At 60.8% G+C, this 15,227-nt stretch carries 13 protein-coding genes and 1 tRNA gene; 8 read left to right on the top strand and 6 right to left on the bottom strand.

From position 1 onward, the window contains the following. Positions 1–47: 47 nt before the first annotated feature. Positions 48–124: transfer RNA gene (locus VFN25_RS00070), tRNA-Pro, on the bottom strand. 152 nt (positions 125–276) lie between these two features. Between VFN25_RS00070 and hisS the strand changes: the two genes are divergently transcribed. Genes hisS through VFN25_RS00055 form a run of 3 tightly spaced genes read left to right on the top strand, consistent with a single transcriptional unit; the run spans position 277 to position 3,859 of the window. Beyond that, positions 277–1,659: a histidine--tRNA ligase gene (gene hisS, locus VFN25_RS00065; RefSeq protein ID WP_325137493.1), complete on the top strand. Its 1,383-nt coding sequence runs from the start codon at positions 277–279 to the stop codon at positions 1,657–1,659. Beyond that, complete coding sequence (locus VFN25_RS00060) at positions 1,656–3,548, top strand: aromatic amino acid ammonia-lyase (RefSeq protein ID WP_325137491.1); 1,893 nt, start codon at positions 1,656–1,658, stop codon at positions 3,546–3,548. Before hisS ends, VFN25_RS00060 begins: the two co-directional genes overlap by 4 nt. Further along, positions 3,545–3,859 (top strand): non-heme iron oxygenase ferredoxin subunit, encoded by a 315-nt coding sequence (locus VFN25_RS00055; protein WP_325137489.1) that lies wholly within the window; start codon positions 3,545–3,547, stop codon positions 3,857–3,859. Before VFN25_RS00060 ends, VFN25_RS00055 begins: the two co-directional genes overlap by 4 nt. 136 nt (positions 3,860–3,995) lie before the next feature. Here the strand turns inward: VFN25_RS00055 and VFN25_RS00050 are convergent, their stop codons facing one another. Genes VFN25_RS00050 through wrbA form a run of 4 tightly spaced genes read right to left on the bottom strand, consistent with a single transcriptional unit; the run spans position 3,996 to position 7,201 of the window. Continuing rightward, the gene (locus tag VFN25_RS00050) at positions 3,996–4,481 is read right to left on the bottom strand and encodes an asparaginase domain-containing protein (protein ID WP_325137487.1); all 486 of its coding nucleotides are present in this window, start codon (positions 4,479–4,481) and stop codon (positions 3,996–3,998) included. Between the two features lie 27 nt (positions 4,482–4,508). Beyond that, positions 4,509–6,188 (bottom strand): acyl-CoA dehydrogenase family protein, encoded by a 1,680-nt coding sequence (locus VFN25_RS00045; protein ID WP_325137485.1) that lies wholly within the window; start codon positions 6,186–6,188, stop codon positions 4,509–4,511. A gap of 39 nt (positions 6,189–6,227) precedes the next feature. Then, positions 6,228–6,605: a DUF2069 domain-containing protein gene (locus VFN25_RS00040; RefSeq protein ID WP_325137483.1), complete on the bottom strand. Its 378-nt coding sequence runs from the start codon at positions 6,603–6,605 to the stop codon at positions 6,228–6,230. Further along, positions 6,602–7,201 (bottom strand): NAD(P)H:quinone oxidoreductase, encoded by a 600-nt coding sequence (gene wrbA, locus VFN25_RS00035; protein WP_325137481.1) that lies wholly within the window; start codon positions 7,199–7,201, stop codon positions 6,602–6,604. The genes VFN25_RS00040 and wrbA overlap by 4 nt, the downstream gene beginning before the upstream one ends. A 60-nt stretch (positions 7,202–7,261) precedes the next feature. On the opposite strand from wrbA, the gene VFN25_RS00030 reads away from it, so the two are divergent. The 5 genes from VFN25_RS00030 to VFN25_RS00010 all read left to right on the top strand — a co-directional run bounded on the left by VFN25_RS00030 (position 7,262) and on the right by VFN25_RS00010 (position 13,124). Continuing rightward, the gene (locus VFN25_RS00030) at positions 7,262–8,557 is read left to right on the top strand and encodes a YihY family inner membrane protein (RefSeq protein ID WP_325137479.1); all 1,296 of its coding nucleotides are present in this window, start codon (positions 7,262–7,264) and stop codon (positions 8,555–8,557) included. After that, positions 8,554–9,045, top strand: coding sequence for a TlpA disulfide reductase family protein (locus tag VFN25_RS00025; protein ID WP_325137477.1), 492 nt, complete (start codon positions 8,554–8,556; stop codon positions 9,043–9,045). Before VFN25_RS00030 ends, VFN25_RS00025 begins: the two co-directional genes overlap by 4 nt. Continuing rightward, a complete protein-coding gene (locus VFN25_RS00020; RefSeq protein WP_414648815.1) occupies positions 8,954–9,319 on the top strand; it encodes an acylphosphatase in 366 nt (121 codons plus the stop codon). The genes VFN25_RS00025 and VFN25_RS00020 overlap by 92 nt, the downstream gene beginning before the upstream one ends. A gap of 113 nt (positions 9,320–9,432) precedes the next feature. After that, on the top strand, positions 9,433–10,320 hold the full coding sequence (locus VFN25_RS00015) for a MipA/OmpV family protein (RefSeq protein WP_325137472.1): 888 nt from the start codon (positions 9,433–9,435) through the stop codon (positions 10,318–10,320). Positions 10,321–10,469: 149 nt separating this feature from the next. Continuing rightward, positions 10,470–13,124: a M1 family metallopeptidase gene (locus VFN25_RS00010; RefSeq protein ID WP_325137470.1), complete on the top strand. Its 2,655-nt coding sequence runs from the start codon at positions 10,470–10,472 to the stop codon at positions 13,122–13,124. Between the two features lie 68 nt (positions 13,125–13,192). On the opposite strand, the gene gcvP is transcribed toward VFN25_RS00010, so the two are convergent. Then, the coding region (gene gcvP / locus VFN25_RS00005; protein WP_325137468.1) for an aminomethyl-transferring glycine dehydrogenase at positions 13,193–15,227 on the bottom strand (2,035 nt) is incomplete at its 5' end.

Raw genomic sequence — 15,227 nt, 5'->3', positions numbered from 1 at the left:
AAAGAAAACCCGCACTAGGCGGGTTTCTCGAAAACACTGCAAATTAATGGTCGGGGAGACAGGATTCGAACCTGCGACCTCTACGTCCCGAACGTAGCGCTCTACCAGACTGAGCTACACCCCGATACCGGCCCGCGTTTGGCGGGCCGCGAATGATAGCCGTGGTGGTGGTGCAGCGCAACGTCTGGTTAAAAGGACCGGGGCCAATCTGATAATCTAGGCGGCCCGCTCCAAGGCGCAGAAACGTGCCGCGGAGGCTGACTTTCCGAGGATTCCATGGCTTTGACACCCGCCCGCACCATGCCTGGCGTACTGGAACTGCTGCCGCTCGACCAGATCGCCTTCCAGGGCATGCTCGATACCGTCCGCAGCAATTTCGAACGCTTCGGCTTTCTGCCGATCGAGACGCCGGTGATGGAATTTGCCGATATCTTGCTCACCAAGTCCGGTGGCGAAACCGAGCGTCAGGTCTATTTCGTGCAATCGACCGGGGCGATGGAGCAAGGCGACAAGCCTGATCTGGCCTTGCGTTTCGATCTGACCGTGCCGCTGGCGCGATATGTCGCCGAGCATGAGCACGGCCTGAGTTTTCCGTTCCGGCGCTACCAGATCCAGCGCGTCTATCGCGGCGAACGTGCGCAGCGCGGGCGCTTTCGCGAGTTCTATCAGTGCGATATCGACGTCATTGGCAAGGATTCGCTGTCGGTGCGCTACGACGCCGAGATCCCGGCGACGATCTACGGCGTGTTCCGTGATCTGGCCATTGGCCCGTTCACGATCCAGCTCAACAACCGCCGCCTGATGCGTGGCTGGTTCGAGGGTTTGGGCATCGCCGATGGCGACCAGCAGATGGCCGTGCTGCGCGAGGTCGACAAGCTCGACAAGCGCGGCCTCGACTACGTCCGCGAGACGCTGACCGGCGCGGCATTCGGCCTCAGCGCGGAGACGGTCGACAAGATCCTCGCCTTCGTCCAGGTGCGTTCGACCTCGCTGGCCGATGCACTGGAGAAACTTGATGCGCTGGGTTCGGGCAGTGAAACTTTCGAGCAGGGTCGCAGCGAGTTGCGTGAAGTGCTCAGCCTGATCAAGGCGTTCGGCGTACCCGAATCGCACTACGCGCTGAATCTGTCGATTGCGCGCGGCCTCGATTACTACACCGGCACGGTCTATGAGACCACGCTCAACGAACATCCGCAGATCGGCTCGATCTGCTCGGGCGGCCGCTACGAGAATCTCGCCGGCAACTACACCAAATCGAGTCTGCCCGGTGTCGGCATCTCGATCGGCGCGACACGCCTGTACTGGCAATTGCGCGAGGCCGGTCTGATCGGCACCGCGACGAGTTCGGTGCAGGCCCTGGTCACGCAGATGGATGAGGCGCAGCTGCCGGCCTATCTGGCCCTGGCTACAGAATTGCGCCAGGCAGGCATCAATACCGAAGTGGTCATGGAGCCGTCCAAGCTTGGCAAGCAGTTCAAGTATGCCGACAAGGCCGGTATCCGTTTCGTGCTTGTGCTTGGCGAGAACGAGATCGCCAATGGCACGGTTACGGTCAAGGACCTGCGCCGCGAAGATCAGTTCGAAGTCGCTCGTACCGAGCTGGTCAAGACCTTGCGCGTCGAACTCGAACAAATTGCGGCAATGGGAGTGCACTCATGACAATTGAACTGGACGGTTCCTCGCTGACGCGCGCCCAGGTCATCGAAATCGCCTGCAAGGGCAGCGATGTTTCGCTGTCGCCGAAAGCTCTGGTGCGCGTGCAGCGCGCGGCGGACTTCCTCGCCGAGAAAGTCAGTTGCGGTGAGCCAGTTTATGGCGTGACCACGGGCTTCGGCAGCAACGCGGACAAATTGCTTGGCGCACATCGCGCACGCGACGAATTGCCGGGCGGCAATCCCGAACAACATCAGGGTACGCTGCTCGAAGAGTTGCAACACAATTTGCTGATCACCCACGCGGTTTGCGTCGGCGAGCCGCTGGCTGCCGACGTCGTGCGCGCGATTCTCGCGATCCGCATCAATACCTTGTTGCGCGGACATTCCGGCATTCGCGTGTCGACGCTCGAAGCGCTGACCGCCTTGCTCAACCGCAACGTGATCCCCGTGATTCCGGCCAAGGGCTCGGTCGGCGCGAGCGGTGATCTGGCGCCGTTGTCGCACCTGGCCATCGTTCTGCTCGGTGGTGGCGAAGCATTTGTCGAGGGTGAGCGCGTCAGTGGCGCCGAAGCGCTCAAGCGTATCGGCATGAAACCGATCCGCCTGTCGTTCAAGGAAGGCCTGGCCCTCAACAACGGCACCACGCAGATGCTGGCGACTGCGGTGTTGGCCTTGTCGCGCATCGAGAACCTGATCGCGACAGCTGATCTCGCTGCGGCGATGACCCTCGATGCGTTTGCCGGCCGCAGCGGCGCCATGCGTCCCGAGGTGCATGCGTTGCGCCCGCATCCGGGCCAGGTTGAAACCGCGCGGCATATCCGCGAACTGCTCGAAGGCTCGACCCTGGTCGATATCCCGTATCACCTGGTGCCGCGTTTCCGCACCTGGACGGCCGAATCGTGGACCGATCCAGTCGAGCAGCAGCGTCGATTCGATATCTGCTGGGATTACGTGCTGCCTTCGCAGCGTCACGGTCGTGAGGCGTTCTACGCGCGTTTCCTGCCGTTCAAGGGCGGCAAGAAGCACCAGCCGCAGGATGCCTATTGCCTGCGTTGCATGCCGCAGGTACATGGTGCGGTGCGCGATGCCTGGGAGCAGGCTTGCCGCATCATCGACATTGAATTGAATTCGGTCACCGACAATCCGCTGGTCTTCCCGGAAGCCGAGAATCCGCGCTTCATCGAGGACCAGGTGATTTCTGCCGGCCATTTCCACGGCATGCCGCTGGCCCTGGCCATGAGCTACGTGAAGGCCGCGATTCCAGTGCTTGCCTCGATCTCCGAGCGTCGCTTGAACAAGCTCGTCGATCCGGCCAACAACGATGGCCTGCCGGCATTCCTGATTGGCAACGAGGACGCCACCGATTCGGGTTTCATGATCGTCCAGTACACCGCCGCGGCGTTGGTCAACGACATGGCCACGCGCGCGCATCCGGCTTCGGTCTATTCGATTCCGACCAGTGCCAATGCCGAAGATCATGTCTCGATGGGTACCAACGAAGCGCGCCATGTGCTCGAGATGACCGAGGATCTCAGCCATGTGCTCGCGCTCGAGTTGTACACCGCGGCTCAGGCACTCGAGTACCGCCAGGACATGCTCAATGCGGCGCGCGGAGTGGCTGAACGCGGTGACTGGAAGGCGCTCGCGGCGAAGATCAGCAATGCGCCCGCCAGGGATCATTCGAGCTATGCGGCCTTCGAGCAGGAGATCCGCGATCTGATGAAGGCGCTCGGCGAGGCCGGCGAATTCCGTGCCGGTGGCGCGGTGGGCCGGGCGCTGGCGAAGATTCGCGAGCATATTGATTTCATGCCGCGTGATCGGGCGATGGATGGCGACGTGCGGCGCATCTGCGAACTGGTCGCGAGCAACGAATTGCTTGGAGACCCGAAATGACTGAGTGGGTACGCATCTGTCACACCGCCGAATTGCTGCCCGGCGAAGTCCACACCGGTTGGGATGGCGATACGCCAATCGCGGTATTCAATATCGATGGCGAGTTGTATGCACTGGAAGATATCTGCACGCATGACGGTGCCGAACTGACCGGTGGTCCGATCCACGGTTTCGAGGTCGAGTGTCCGCGTCATGGGTCGCGCTTTGACGTACGTACCGGCGAAGCCATGAACCCACCCGCCTACCTGCCGACGGCGAAGTTTCCGGTCAAGGTTGAGGATGGCTGGGTTTATTCGCGGGATGATCGCTAAACCGGTTTTTGTAGGAGGCGGCTTCAGCCGCAATGCTTCCAGCTGGATTGACGCAGAGCATCGCGGCTGAAGCCGCTTCCTGCAGGGGAGACATCGGCATCGCGACTGGCGTCGCTGCCAGGAGAGAATTCGGTGGTCAAACCGGCTCAAACCGGTTCGCATCACGATTCTTGCGCACATGGGCCGGGTTCCAGATGCGACCGTTCATGGCGATATAGACGCCATCGGGCAAACTCTGCACGGCACCGACCGCGCAGCCGATGTTGAATACGGCGTCTGAACCCTGGAAGCGTGCCGGGTTCAGTGCGCCGGTCAGCACGATGACCTTGTCCTTGATGCTGCTGAGTACGGCCGCGGTTTCAACCATGGTGTCGGTGCCGTGTGTGACCAGCACATGTCGATGCGGCTGTGCCTCGATTAGTCGACGTACCAGATCGCGGTCGGATTCCTCGATATGCAGGCTGTCCTTGCGCATTGCCGGCAGCACGTCGAAGGTGAAGGCGACGCCAAGCGCTTCGAGGATCTTGCCGATCTGCGGATCACCTATTTCGTACGCGGATTTGTCATCGAAATAAATCTTGTCGATGGTGCCACCGGTGGTGACGACGGAAAGATGTTGCATGCGAATTCCTTGACTGAAACGGCTTGTTCAATTGGGCGGATCAAGCAGGTCGGCGGCTTGCGAGTTGGCTGCGCCGGGCAGGTTGATCAGACCCATCGAAACGAATCGGGCGAGTGCTTGCGAGGGGCGCATGTCGCCGGTTTCCTTGATCGAGTACGCGGCCTGTCGACACAGCAAAACCGCAGCCATGCTGCGCGCCAGAGTCATTGCAAGTCCGCGCGCGCCAGCCTGCAGGTTTTCCGGGCTCGCGGCGTTTCGATGCAGCCACTCACTGGCTTGTTTGAGTGCCGAGCAGACATTCATGGCCTGCGATTCGAGATTGGCCGATGCCTTGGCATTGAGAATTTCGGCAAGCAAGGCATTGGCTGATTCCAGCAAAGGCTCGACGCCGACGCTGTTGATCGCGCGCAAGGTGTCGAGGGCGAGCACGTTGGTCGTGCCTTCCCAGATCGGATAGACCTGGGCATCGCGCAACAACTGCGGGATCCCCGTGTTTTCGATGTAACCAGCACCGCCGAAGCTCTCGCAGGTCTCGGAAGCTATGCGTACGGCGAGCTTGCCAGTCCACAATTTGGCCAGAGGCGTTAGCAGGCGCAGCAAGGCCAGTTCGTTGTCCTCGGCGACGCCACACTCGCTGCGCCCGAGCAGGTGGGTGACATGGAATACGAGCTGGAATGCGGCCTCGAACTCGGCCTGCATGTCGGCCAGGGTCGCTGCGTGCAAAGGGTGATGGATCAAGGGACGGCCGAAGGCTTCGCGCTGATGTGCATAACGGGTGGCCAGGGCAATGCAGCGGCGCATCGTTGCCAGCGCGCCGACCGCGTTCCAGGTACGCGTGACATTGAGCATCGGCGTGATCAGGCGAACGCCGCGAACGAGTCCGTCGACCGGGGTGGCCAGCGCGCCATCAAGATGGATCTCGGCGGTGGCCAGTTCGCGGGTGCCGAGCTTGTCCTTGAGCCGATCGATGCGGATGCCGTTCCAGCGACCCTTGTCGTCATGCGTTTCGAGATAGAACAAGGCCAGCGAATCGGCGCCTTCACCGGCACCTTGCGGGCGCGCGAGAGTCAGGGCCATCTCGCCAATTACCGCCGAGGTGAACCACTTGCGACCGTAGAGTCGATAGCGACCGTTGCCAGCGGGACGAGCTTCGGTTTCGCTGTTGCCGACATCCGAGCCGCCCATGAGCTCGGTCATCCATTGTCCTGACAGCCACAGTTGTTCGGGATCACGCGAGGTCAGATGCGGCATGGCGCGTTTGATCAGCGCCTCATTCTCGGATGCCTTGAGCGCCGTCGCCGCGCCATCGGTCATGGCCAGCGGACAGGTGTAGAACTCGCTGGCAATGTGATGCAGATAGACCCGGGCAAACTGGTCGCAACGGGCGAACTCGCCATGGGTCGTGTCGTGACCGGCGGCGACCAAGCCATAGCGCGCTGCCATGCTCGCGCCTTGCTGCCAGACCGGGGTCGACTCGATCCGGTCGATGCGTTCGCCCCAGGCATCCCATTGGGTCAGGACGGGCTCGACTGCGCTGCGCGAGCGTGCGTTCTCCCAGGCCTGCGCGGCATGTGCGCCGAGTGCATCGAGATCGTCATTGATCGTCGAACGCATTGACGGCGGCAAGGCGCGATCCAGCCAGGCCTGCAGAACGCGATCCGTCAGATGCTGATTGCCGAGAGTTGGTGCGGTTGGATGGGTGGCCATGACGCAGGAGTATAGCCCGCGTCGCTTGTGGCGGTCCTGTCAGTTCGGCGGTGGTGTTGCCTTGCTGCCGCGACCGGGCAGGCCCGATTGCTTTTCGCTGCGCACGATCCAGCCCAAAGTCCCGATCAACAGTACGCACAGCACGATCTCGACAGCGGCCAAGGCTCGCATCGACGGAATCCCCCAGGCGGCGACGACGCCATGACAGAAATAACCGAGACTGATGATGCCAATCCAGAGCAGGGCACGCTTGGCGCTGCGGCGCAACGCTAGCAGCGGCAGCAACAGGGGCGGCAGAGTCAAGGCCAGGGCCAGTCCAATCTGTCCATTGGCCGGCGGAACCAGCCAGGCATGCCAGACCACTTGCAGGATGACCAATCCGGCCCAGGCGAGGAATCCGCAGCGCATGGCCATCATGTTGAAGCTCCGAGTCGAGCGCAGGTTTCCGCGACACGGCGGCCGAGACTTCGCGCGAGGATGCGTTCATCCTCGCTGAGCGGATTTTCGCCATCGACGCCGGCGACATGACTCGCGCCATACGGCGTGCCGCCGGTTGTCGTGCGATTGAGCGCCGCTTCGGTAAACGGAATGCCGACGATCAACATGCCGTGATGCAGCAATGGGTTGATCATCGAGAGCAGGGTGCTTTCCTGACCGCCGTGCATGGTCGCGGTCGAGGTGAAAACGCCGGCGGGCTTGCCGACCAGGGTTCCCGACGCCCATTCGGCGGCCGTGGAATCGATGAAATGCTTGAGTGGCGCAGCCATGTTGCCGAAGCGGGTCGGGCTGCCGAGAACAAGACCGACACATTCGTCGAGATCTTCGCGGCTGACATACGGCGCGCCGTCCTCCGGCACCGACGGCTGTGCGGTCTCGGTGACCGGGGAAACCGGCGGCACACAGCGCAGGCGCGCGCCCATTCCGGGCACTTCTTCAATGCCACGGGCAACAAGGCGAGCGAGTTGCGCCACCTTGCCGTGACGGCTGTAGTAGAGAATCAGGATCTCAGGCATCGACTGCTGGTTTCCATTGGGCGGATTGGCCGCATCGCGCCGTTAGGCTAGGCTGCGCGGATGATTCGATCATATCTCGCCAAGTCTAGCCTGAGCAGGGAGCGAAGCCTCGCCTTTCTCGAGTTCACCTGGAATCGCTTTCTCGAAGATCGCTGCTTGCAGACGGCGGGTGCGCTTGCCTTCACGACCCTGTTCGCCCTGGTCCCGCTGACTGCAGCCATCCTCGGCGTGCTGGCCATATTTCCTGTGTTCGAGGAATGGCGAATCAAATTGACCAGTTGGGCGTTCAACAATTTTGTTCCGGCAACCGGCGATGTCGTGCAAACCTACCTGACCGAATTCGCCGCCAATGCAAGCAAGGCGACGACGATTGGTGTGCTGGTGCTCGTATTCAGTGCGATCTCGCTGATGATGAGTATCGAAGATGCCTTCAATCGCATCTGGCGAGTAAAGAACAACCGCGGCCCGACTTCGCGTTTTGTCATTTACTGGACGGCTCTGAGCCTGGGGCCGATGCTGCTGGTTGCCACGCTTGCGATCAGTTCGTATCTGGTCGCCCTGCCGTTTATCGATGCGGCGGCAACGCAATGGTCGATCAAGGAACGCGTCCTTTCCGCCTTGCCGTTCGTGATGGTCTGGGTTGCCCTGGGTACCGGATTCACGGTTATCCCGAATCGTACCGTGCGTTTCCGCGATGCGGCGCTTGGTGCTCTGATCGCGGCAATCCTATTTGAATCCGCCAAACACGGCTTTGCCTGGTACGCCAGCGACATGGCCAATTACCGGCAAGTCTATGGTGCACTGTCGATTGTCCCGATCTTCTTCTTCTGGATGTATCTGTCGTGGATCATCGTGCTGTTCGGCGCATCGATCACGGCATCCCTGTCTGCATTTGACTATCGCCATGCCGATGACCGCATTTCGACCGATCAGGAGCTGACCGGTCTGCTGCGCGTGCTTGGCGAGTTGGTCACGGCGCACAACGTTGGGCGCGGCTTGCATAGCGAGGAACTGCTGCAACGCGAGCCCTACCTGACCGATGACTTGCTGCAGCGCTATCTGAGCGATCTTTCCGAGTTGGCCGTCATCCGGCGTGCGGAAACCGGTGAATGGATACTTTCGCGTAGTCTGGCCGGGATCAGCTTGCTTGATCTGTATCGTGAGAGCAGTTACCGGCTTCCAGTTGGCAGTCAAATGATGCCAGGCGATACGCTGACCGATTTTGGTGAAGGCCCACTGCAGAGTTTGTCCGCGACTCTGCGCAAGAAGCTTGATGTGCCGTTGGCGTCACTGGTTCCGATGTCATCCGGTGAACAAAACAATATCCCTCCTGCCACCCCGGAAAGTCCCTCATGAATCATCGAATCACGTTCCTGCTTGGCGTCCTGATCGCGCTGCTTTCGACGGGCGCATGCGCGGAAACGGCCAGCCATCCCGAGCTCAAGGTCGAAACCATCGACGGCAAGACATTTGATCTCGTCAGCCATCGCGGCAACTGGGTGGTCGTCAACTATTGGGCGACCTGGTGCGCGCCTTGCATTGCCGAGATGCCCGAGTTGTCGGCTTTCATCAAGGCACGCAAGGATGTCGATGGCATCGGCCTTGCCTTCGAGGACACCGAACGCCAGGAGATCATCGACTTTCTCAAGAAGAATCCGGTCGATTATCCGATCGCTCAAATTGATGTTGATGAGCCGCCTGCGGATTTCGATATACCGCGTGGCTTGCCGACCACCTACCTGATCGCACCGGATGGCAGCGTGGCCAAACAGTTCCTTGGTCCGATCAAGGACAAGGATCTGGAGCAGGCCATGTCCGCTGCACGACCCGGAAAAGGGGGCTGAGCAGATCGTGGACTGTGCGCGTTTCCATGTATCTGGTCGCGTCCAAGGGGTCTTTTTTCGAGCCAGTACGCGTGCCCAGGCCATGCGTCTGGATATCCGTGGATACGCGCGCAATCTGCCCGATGGTCGCGTTGAAGTTCTAGCCGAGGGAAAGCCCGAGTCAATCTCGGAACTGGAGCTCTGGTTGCAGCGGGGCCCCGAGGCAGCGCGAGTCACCGGGGTCGAACGAGAAGACATCGAAGAGCAATCCTTGACCGGCTTTGTTGTGCGCTGACGCCTGATCGCCGGTGCGCTTTGGCTGGAAGCTTGCAAGTGCTCTTGCGCAGACGCATCCTGCCTCTCTGTTGCAACTTCGAAGAGTCTCTGCAAATTCACCAGGGAATGTTGATGAAACAATCCGTTGCGCTACTTGCTGCTTCCTGCTTGATGTCGTGCGCAGGATTCGCCCATGCGCAGGAAGAAAAGATTTCGCCCGTCGTGCCAGCGGCGCCCGATGATGAGGCAGCGCTCGAGTCGACCCGCGTTGCGGAGTTGGATTTTCTCGAAAAAGTCACCCCGAATGGCGTCTCGCTAGGCATTGGCATGCTGGTGAGCAAGGGCATTCTGCTTGGTGAGGATGCACGGACTTTCGTTGTGCCGACCGTGGGCTATGTCGGCGAGCGCGTGTTCATCACCGGTATCAGCGGAGGCGTTCATTTGCTCAAGCGCGACGGATTTGCGATCAACGCGTTGTTGTCGGCGCGCCTGGATGGCTGGAATGCCGATGATCTCAGTATCGAGCGCCTGGCCGCGGCAGGGATAGATCGCAATCTGCTGGTCAATCGCAAGAATGAGCTGGACGCAGGATTCCGTGCATCGTGGAAAGGGGATTGGGGAAAGCTGAACCTTGATACGACGGCGGATGCAAGCGGAGCCAGCAACGGCTACAGCATCGCAATGACCTATCGCGCGGCTTTCGCATTTCGGGGCGGAGCAATCGTGCCCAATGTCGGCATCAGCTACTGGTCGGATGATCTCGGCAACTACTACTACGGAACCCTGCCGCAGGAAGTGGCGGCAGGAGTAACGAGCTACCAGCCAGGCTCGGCGATCGTGCCGAATCTCGGCGTGACTTTTCTGCGCTCGATGCCAAGGGACTGGTTGTTCTTCGGTGGTGTCGACTACCGCTGGCTGAATGACGACATCCTCGACAGCCCGATCGTGGATCCGGATGCGCGCAACGGATTGCCGAGCGTTTTTTTCGGCTTTTCGCGTTCTTTCGGCAAGATCCACTGAGCTCAATGCCGTTGGCGGCATGACCTTTGGCCGTAGATGGTCGATGCCCTGGCCGTCCATTGTTGCAGATCGTCAACAGCCTGTTGTCGCAACGCTGATCAAGCGAGCTTGATCACACCGCTGCCGCCATTTCTCAGAAAGGGTTTCCCATGCACCGTATTTGGATCGTTGTTATCGCAATGGCGTTTTGCAGCGCCCCACTATTTGCTTGCGCCGAGGCTGCAACGCAGACAACCCGGGGCATCGAAGTCACCACGCAATTGCCGCGCGACGTGCGCCCTTCGCATTACACGATTGCGGTAACACCGCACGCATCGTCGCTGACTTTCGATGGCAATGTAGTCATCACGATCGATGTGCTCGAACCGACCGACCGCATCGTCCTGAATGCTGTCGGCATGCGCTTTTCATCGGCCAGTATCCGATCGACACGCAACAAGCGCGGCTATCCTGCACCCAGGATCGACGTTGATGAGGCGACACAAACGGCATCATTTGCTTTTCCGCACAAGCTCGCAATCGGCAGCTACCTGCTGACCATGGAATACACCGGCACGATTGGTACCCAGGCCAACGGCCTGTTCGCCATCGACTACGTAACCGCCTCAGGAGAGAAGCGTGCCTTGTACACACAGTTCGAGAACTCCGATGCGCGCAAATTCGTTCCGAGCTGGGATGAGCCCAACTACAAGGCGACCTTCGATCTGACCGCGACCGTGCCGAGTGCGCAAATGGCTGTCAGCAACATGCCGATCAGGGAAAAAACCGATCTCGGCGACGGCATGACGCGGGTGAGCTTTGCGACCTCGCCGAAGATGTCGACCTATCTGTTGTTCTTCGGCCTTGGCGATTTTGATCGGGCCACGGCGAAATCCGATGGTGTCGAGTTTGGCGTCATCACCCAGAAGGGCCTGACCTCGCAGGCTCAGTTTGCGCTGGATTCCGCGCAGACCGTGCTGCGCGAGTACAACGACTATTTCGCCGTGCCCTACCCGCTGCCGAAGCTCGACAATATCGCCTCGCCCGGCAGCAGCCAGTTCTTCGGAGCCATGGAAAACTGGGGTGCCATCTTCACCTTTGAGCGTGGTCTGTTGATTGATCCGGCGATCTCGACCGAAGCCGACAGACAACGAATCTTCGGCACTTCCGCCCACGAGATTGCCCATCAATGGTTTGGCGATCTGGTCACCATGCAGTGGTGGGATGACCTCTGGCTCAACGAAGGCTTCGCCACCTGGATGGCCGGTCGCGTCACCGAAAAATTGCATCCCGACTGGAAGGCCGAGTTGCGCGCAGTCGCCATGCACGAATATGCGATGTCACTGGATGCCGTAACCAGCACACACCCGGTCGTCCAGCACATCGAGACGGTCGAGCAGGCCAGCCAGGCGTTTGATTCGATCACCTATTCAAAAGGTGCCTCGGTTATAGGCATGCTCGAAGGCTACGTTGGTGCTGATGCCTGGCGCGACGGCGTGCGCCGCTACATGAAGAAATATGCCTATTCCAACACGCGTTCGGATGATCTCTGGCGCGAAGTTGAAGCCGCGGCCGGCAAGCCGATTCTTGGCGTCGCCCATGATTTCACCCTGCAGCCAGGCGTGCCGATGATCAGCGTCGATTCGGTCGTCTGCAAGGATGGCCAAAGTACAGTCACGCTCACGCAAGCCGAGTTCACCAAGGATCGGCCCGACAAGAAGCCGCTGCGCTGGCGTGTTCCGGTGATTGCGAAAACCATTGGAGGCAAGCCCTCAAGCAGCCTCATCGAAGGCGGCAAGGGCTCGATCGAGCTTCCCGGTTGCGGCCCCGTGCTGCTCAATGCAGGGCAAAGTGGCTACTACCGCTCAGCCTATCCGCAGGCGCAGTTCGCGGCGATCCGCGCGCGCTTTGCCGAGCTCGCGCCAATCGATCAGCTTGGCTTGATGGGCGACACCAAGGCGCTCGGCATGGTCGGCCTGCAGCCGGCAACGGATATCCTCGAATTGATCAAGGCGACTCCAGCCGATGCCGATGGCAAGGTCTGGCAGCGCGTTGCCGACACCTTGACCGGCATTGATTCCTACTACGAAGGCGACAAGGCGCAGCAGCGGAAATTCCGTGCGTTTGCGACCGCTGTGCTGAGGCCGGTGCAGGCCAAGCTTGGCTGGCAAGCCAGACCTGGCGAGGGCGAGACCGTCGCGATTCTGCGCAACGCACTGATTGACGCGCAGGGCGAGCTCGGCGACGCCGATGTGATCAAGGAGGCGCGCCGTCGCTACGCGGGCCGTGAAAAGGATCCGGGCTTGATGCCAGGTGCCCTGGTCCAGTCGATTCTTGGCATCGTTGCCAGGCATGCGGATGCGGACACCTGGAGCACTCTCCACGCTGCGGCAAAATCTGAAAAGAGCGCGATGATGAAGGATCGCTTGTATCGGCTGTTGGCTTCGACCGAGGACAAGGCGCTTGCGCAACGCGCACTCAAACTGTCGCTGACCGACGAGCCCGGCGTCACCAACAGCGCTGCAATGATCAGCTCCGTGAGCAGGCTGCATCCCGATATGGCGTTTGATTTTGCCGTGGGCCACCGCGAGAAGTTGGAAAGCCTGATCGATACCACCTCCAGCAGTCGCTATTTTCCGCGTCTCGCTGATCAATCACTGGATTCGGCGATGGTCGGCAAGCTCAACGCCTATGCCGACAAGTTCATTGCCGCGAGTTCGCGACGGGCGGCCGAAACCGCGATTGCCGATATCGAATATCGCATCAGTATTCGCAACAAACGCCTGCCGGAAATCAATGCGTGGTTGAAAAGGCAGGGCCGCTGAGCAAGGAACTGGCCAGATGATCCAAAAAGAAGCCCCGCGACGCGGGGCTTCTTTTTGTTGCTGGACAATCAGGCTTCGACTTCATCCCGGTACGCATCAATCGGAATGCATGCGCACATGATGTTCTTGTCGCCGTAGACGTTGTCGACGCGGGCAACCGGTGGCCAGTACTTCTGCTGTTTGAGTACGGCCAGCGGGAAGGCGGCGAGCTCGCGTGGATAGGCATGCGTCCATTCGCTGGCGCTGACCATCGTTGCCGTGTGCGGAGCATGCTTGAGCGGGTTGTCCTCGCGATCGAGCTTGCCTTCCTCGACGGCGCGGATCTCGTCACGGATCTGGATCATCGCGTCGATGAAGCGGTCGAGTTCGTGCAGCGACTCGCTTTCGGTCGGTTCGACCATCAGCGTGCCGGCGACCGGGAAACTCAGGGTTGGCGCATGGAAGCCGAAATCGATCAGGCGCTTGGCCACATCTTCGGCAGCGATGCCGGTGGCATCCTTGAGTGGGCGCAAATCGAGGATGCATTCGTGGGCGACGAGACCATTGCGGCCGGTGTACAACGTCGGATAGTGCGGCTCAAGGCGCTTTGAAATGTAGTTGGCATTGAGCAGGGCGACCTGGCTTGCCTTGCGCAGTCCCGCCTTGCCCATCAGGGTGATGTACATCCATGAAATCGGCAGGATGCTGGCGCTGCCGAAGCTGGCCGCCGAGACCATGCCGACCTCGCCTTCGCCGCCGAAGGTGCGCGGCAGGAATTCGGCGAGATGCGATTTGACCGCAACCGGACCAACGCCGGGGCCGCCGCCACCGTGCGGGATGCAGAAGGTCTTGTGCAGATTCAGATGGGATACGTCCGAGCCCCATTTGCCGGGCCGGGCCAGGCCGACCAGCGCATTGAGATTGGCGCCGTCGGTATAGACCTGGCCGCCATGCTCATGCACGACCTCGCAGATGGCGACGACATCTTCCTCGAACACGCCGTGGGTGGACGGGTAGGTGATCATCAACGCGGCCAGGCGATCGGAATACTTCTGCGCCTTTTCACGAATGTCATCGACATCGACGTTGCCGTCCTTGTCGCAACGCGTGACCACCACGGTCATGCCGCACATTTGCGCCGAGGCCGGGTTGGTGCCGTGCGCGGATTCGGGAATCAGGCAGATATCGCGATGGCCTTCGCCGCGCGAGCGGTGCCAGGCGCGGATTGCGAGCAGGCCGGCGAACTCGCCTTGCGCGCCCGAGTTGGGCTGCAGGCTGACCGCGTCGTAGCCGGTGATCTCGACCAGCATCGCTTCGAGTTGGTCAATGAGCTGCTTGTAGCCGATGGCCTGATCGGCCGGAACCAGCGGATGGATGTTGGCGAACTCGGGCCAGGTCACCGGGATCATTTCGGCGGTGGCATTGAGCTTCATCGTGCACGAACCGAGCGGGATCATCGTGCGATCCATGGCCAGGTCCTTGTCGGCCAGCATGCGCATGTAGCGCAGCAATTCGTGTTCACTGTGATGGGTGTTGAAAACCGGGTGCTGCATGAACGGTGACTGGCGCTGAAGACCCGCAGGCAAGGCATCGCTGGTTTCACGATCGAGCGCGTCGATGTCGCCAAGGTCCGCGCCGAATACGACGGCCAGGTCCTTGAGATCATCACGCGTGGTCGTCTCGTCGATGCTGATGCCAACACTGTTGGCGTCGATTGCGCGCAAATTGATGCGTGCCGCACGCGCCTTCGCATGCACTGCGTCGGCATCGACGCCGAGCACGTGCAGGGTGTCGAAGAAATCCGGACCGACGGTCAGGCCGGTCTTGCGCAAGGCGCCGGCAAGGATCGCCGCCAGCCGATGCGTGCGCCGGGCGATGCGGGTCAGGCCGTCGGGGCCGTGATAGACCGCATACATGCCGGCCATCACCGCCAGCAGCACCTGCGCGGTGCAGATGTTCGAGGTCGCCTTTTCGCGGCGGATGTGCTGCTCGCGGGTCTGCAGGGTCAGGCGGTAGGCCGGCTTGCCTTCGACATCGATCGAGACACCGATCAGGCGGCCCGGCATCGAGCGCTTGTAGGCATCGCGGCAGCTCATGAAGCCCGCATGCGGACCGCCGAAACCA

Source organism: Dokdonella sp. (assembly GCF_035703485.1).
Taxonomy (GTDB): Bacteria; Pseudomonadota; Gammaproteobacteria; order Xanthomonadales; family Rhodanobacteraceae; genus Dokdonella.
This window is presented reverse-complemented; position numbering and strand designations above follow the sequence as displayed.